Annotated in this window: 2 protein-coding genes; both read left to right on the plus strand. The window is 58.3% G+C overall.

Annotation, left to right across the window (positions count from 1 at the left end; genetic code table 11):
• Positions 1-40 precede the first annotated feature (40 nt).
• A complete protein-coding gene (locus tag AAFM29_RS16695; RefSeq protein WP_341713880.1) occupies positions 41-1,111 on the plus strand; it encodes an acyl-CoA dehydrogenase family protein in 1,071 nt (356 codons plus the stop codon).
• A gap of 166 nt (positions 1,112-1,277) precedes the next feature.
• Entirely contained in the window at positions 1,278-4,010 is a 2,733-nt protein-coding gene (locus AAFM29_RS16700; protein WP_034922553.1) for a TonB-dependent receptor, read from the plus strand.
• Positions 4,011-4,143 lie beyond the last annotated feature (133 nt).

Raw genomic sequence — 4,143 nt, forward strand, 5'->3', positions numbered from 1 at the left:
CGGCATGCTCGACCACCAGTAAGAGAGGGGAGCAAGGACAATGGCCGTTCTCAACGAAGAACAGGAAATGCTGCGAGATATGGCGCGCGAATGGACCGTCAACGAAAGCCCGGTCACCGAATTCCGCAAGGTCCGCGCCAGCGGCGAGCCCGAAGCCTTCAACCGCGACGCCTATGCGACGATGGCGCAGATGGGCTGGGCCGGGGTCATCATCCCCGAAGAGCATGGCGGGTCGGACTTCGGCTTCCTGTCCGCGGGCCTCGTCGTCGAGGAACTCGGCAAGACGCTCACCGCCAGCCCGCTGGTGATGAACACCGTCGCCGCCTCGGCGATCGTTCTTGGCGGCAGCGACGAGCAGAAGGCCAGGTGGCTGCCCAGGCTGGCGAGCGGCGAGGCCATCGCCACCCTCGCCGTCGACGAAGGGCCGAGCCACGATCCTGCGAAGATCGAGACCAGTGTGTCCGACGGCAAGCTGAGCGGCACCAAGGCCTTCGTCCATGAAGCGCATGGTGCGGACCTGTTCGTCGTCGCGGCGAAGGACGGGCTTTACCTGGTCGAGAAAGGCGACGGCGTCGCGCTCACCACCCGCAAGCTGACCGACCAGCGCAGCCATGCCGACGTCACCTTCGACGGCGCGGCGGCGGAGAAGCTCGCCAATGGCGGCGACAACCTGCTCGATGACGTGCTCGACCGCGCGCGCGTGCTCACCGCAGCCGAAATGCTCGGCATGGCGCAGCATGTGTTCGACGACACGCTCGACTATCTGAAGCAGCGCGTGCAGTTCAACCAGGTGCTGGCGAGCTTCCAGGCGCTGCAACACCGCATGGCGGACCTCTTCGCCGATCTCGCCCAGATGCGCAGCGCGGTCGAGGCGGGCCTGCAAGCCGTCGATGCCGGCTTCGGCGTGGCGCGCGCGGCGACCATCGCCAAGGCGGAAGCCAACCGCGTTATGCACACCATGGCAAACGAGGGCATCCAGCTGCACGGCGGGATCGGCATGACCGATGAGTACGACGTCGGCTTCTATCTCAAGCGCGCCCGCGTGCTGGAGCAGAGCTTCGGTTCGTCGAGCTGGTTAAAGGACCGATTTTCCAAGCTTTCTGGCTACTAGAAACCTGCATGTAGTGACCTGCATGGCATTTTTGCCACATGCTTGTCGACAATGTGAAATAATCCGTCAATTCATCTACCAAGTCTTGAAATGAAACGCGCTTATCGGCATCGTTTCTAACATCGACTAGTGCCTAGGATGGGGCACATTCTTAGAGGAGAGGCACATGAAAAGATTTCCATCACGCCACCATTGCGCCCTTGGTGCATTGGCAGCGGCACTTGCCTTCACACCGACAGCCGCCTTCGCCCAGGATGTTGGCGAACCCGATGCGGATCTGGTTGAAGGGGCCGATGTCGAAGACCAAAACGTAATCATTGTTACCGCGCAAGGGCGATCGCAGGTCTTGGCGGATGTTCCAGTCGCCGTGTCAGCTGTTTCCGGAGAAACCCTCCAGAATTCGGGCGCCAGCGACATACGTGAGCTGAACCAGGTTGCACCGTCCCTGCTGGTGTCTTCCACCGGCAACGAAGCTAACGGTTCCGCGCGTATTCGCGGTATCGGCACGGTCGGCGACAACCCTGGTCTGGAAAGTTCGGTCGCGGTTTTTGTCGATGGAGTCTATCGCTCTCGTTCGGGAAGCGCCCTGAGTGAGCTCGGCCCTATCGACAGGGTCGAAATCCTTCGCGGTCCCCAAGGTACTCTGGGCGGGCGGAACTCATCGGCAGGCCTGATCAATATCTACACCGCACCGCCCGAGTTCGATTTCAGCGCATACGGGGCCTTCACTTATGGCAACTATGATGCGATCCGCGTCGAAGGTGGCATAAACGCTCCGCTTGGCGACACCGTAGCTGCGCGTGTGGACGGCGTGTATTTTGAGCGCGACGGCTTCTACAACGATATTACCAACGGCGGGACGATCAACAATCGCGATCGTTATCTGGTCCGCGGTCAGCTCCTGTTCGAACCCAATGACGACCTGTCCATTCGCCTTGTCGGGGATTATTCCAAAAAGGACGAAGCGTGCTGTGCCGCGACGTTCGTCCAGCCCGAGTTTGCTCCGCTTGCACGGATCAGCGCTGGATTTGATCCCTTTACGAGGCCATCGGATGGGGCCGCCCTGACGAGTACCGCAAATCCGATCGTTCCCGTGTTGCTTGCGCTTGGGCAGGATCCGCGTGCCCTCACCCAGGATACATTCAACCGCGACCTGTACCCTACGCCGGGCAGAAGCTATGAAGGCGAAACCGAAGACTACGGTATTTCGGCTGAGATCAATTGGGATTTCGGGAACGTCACGTTGACGTCTATCACGGGCTACCGTGAATATGCCAACAGCCAAGGATCTGACACCGATTACACTACTGTCGATATTCTCTACCGCGCTCCGACCGAGAATGCTCTTGCTCGAGACTTTGAAACATTCACTCAGGAACTGCGCCTTACCGGTGAGGCCTTCGATGGCAAACTCGATTGGTTGATCGGCGCGTATTACGCCAATGAAGAACTGCAGGTGCGTGACAATCTGCGGTTCGGCACCCAGTACGGCAATTTCGTAGCGTGCCGCATCGCTATCGCGATCAACCCGGCTTTGGTCAATCCGGGGGCTTCCAATTGCCTGGGTGCCAACGTGGCGGCATTGGACGGTACGCTGACCGGAAGCCCGGCATTCGGCGCTGCAACCCCGGCGATCCTCGCAGGTATCAACAACCTTGCAAGCATCAGCGATTTGGGAACGGTCAGCGAGGTCTACAATCAGACGAGTGAGAACTTCGCGTTCTTCACGCATAATATCTTTGCGATCACGGATACGCTCGATTTGACGCTGGGGCTTCGTTATACAAACGAAACCAAGGACTTCGACGCAACTTTCCGCAACGACAACACGGTTTGTCCGACAAACCGCAATCTGCTCGGAGGCTTTCTGGGTGTTCCGACTTTGGCACCTCTGGCCGGTGGTATCATCAGCCTTTCCTGCCAAGGCAATTCGACATCGGAGCTCGATGGAGTTTCTCTCGAAGACTCGCGCGAAGAAGAGGAGTTTACCGGCACGGCTATCCTGAGCTGGAAGCCAACTCCCGATCTGCTAGTCTACGGTTCGTATTCACGCGGCTACAAGGCGGGCGGTTTCAACCTCGACAGGTCTGCACTGTCAAATCCGCTTGCGTTCGATCCGGCCAATATCTCGGCAGCCGCGCTGCAGTTCGATGAAGAAACAGTCGATGCATATGAGATCGGCCTCAAATACTCGACACGCGAGTTCGGGGTTAGCATTGCAGGCTTCCGGCAAGAGTTCAGTAACTTCCAGTTGAACACGTTCAATGGGGCGTTCTACATTGTGCAGACGGTCAATAGTTGCGATAGCGATCTCGGCGGGGCCGACAGAGACGCAAGCGCGACAACCGGTGCATGCTCTTCCGATGAAGTTGCACCAGGTGTGATCGCTCAAGGTGTCGAGATCGAAACCTATCTACGGCCCGCTCGTGATTTGGATATTACCCTTGGCGTCACCTATTCTGATACGAGCTTTGAAGACAATCTTATCGGGGACGATACCGGGGCACCGCTCGACCCCGCACTACGCTTGCTGCCAGGCGACAACCTGTCGAATGCACCAGAGATCGTGGCAACATCGTCGCTTACGTGGACGCCGCCAATCGGCGACAGTGGGCTCGAAGGCCTGGTCTTCGTGAACGCTCGTATGGCTGGTGATTACAACACCGGCTCCGACCTGCTCTTCGGCAAGGAACAGGACAGCTTCGTCGTAGTGAACGGGCGTGTGGGTCTGACCAATATTGCGGATCGCTTCGCGATCGAGGGATGGGTCAATAATTTGTTTGACGTTGGGTATACGCAGGTGGCCTTCAACACGCCTTTCGTGGCTCCGCAACAAACGTTCTCCGCTTTTCTTGCGGAACCGCGGACTTACGGCATCACCGTGCGCGGCAAGTTTTAAACTTACTCGCTAATTGCAAGAGGGTTCGGCGCTTCGCTGTGTCGAGCCCTCTTTTTCGAACTTTTATTTGCTCACGACTAGGCCCTGTTGACAAACTGATTGGTCCAGAGGCGGACGGCGGCGATATGTATGA

Source organism: Erythrobacter sp. (assembly GCF_038133525.1).
Lineage (GTDB): Bacteria > Pseudomonadota > Alphaproteobacteria > Sphingomonadales > Sphingomonadaceae > Qipengyuania.

Excerpts from the sequence above, each read along its gene's own strand:
- AAFM29_RS16695 (WP_341713880.1), top strand. The coding sequence starts at position 41 with ATGGCCGTTCTCAACGAAGAACAGGAAATGCTGCGAGATATGGCGCGC.
- AAFM29_RS16700 (WP_034922553.1), top strand. The coding sequence starts at position 1,278 with ATGAAAAGATTTCCATCACGCCACCATTGCGCCCTTGGTGCATTGGCA.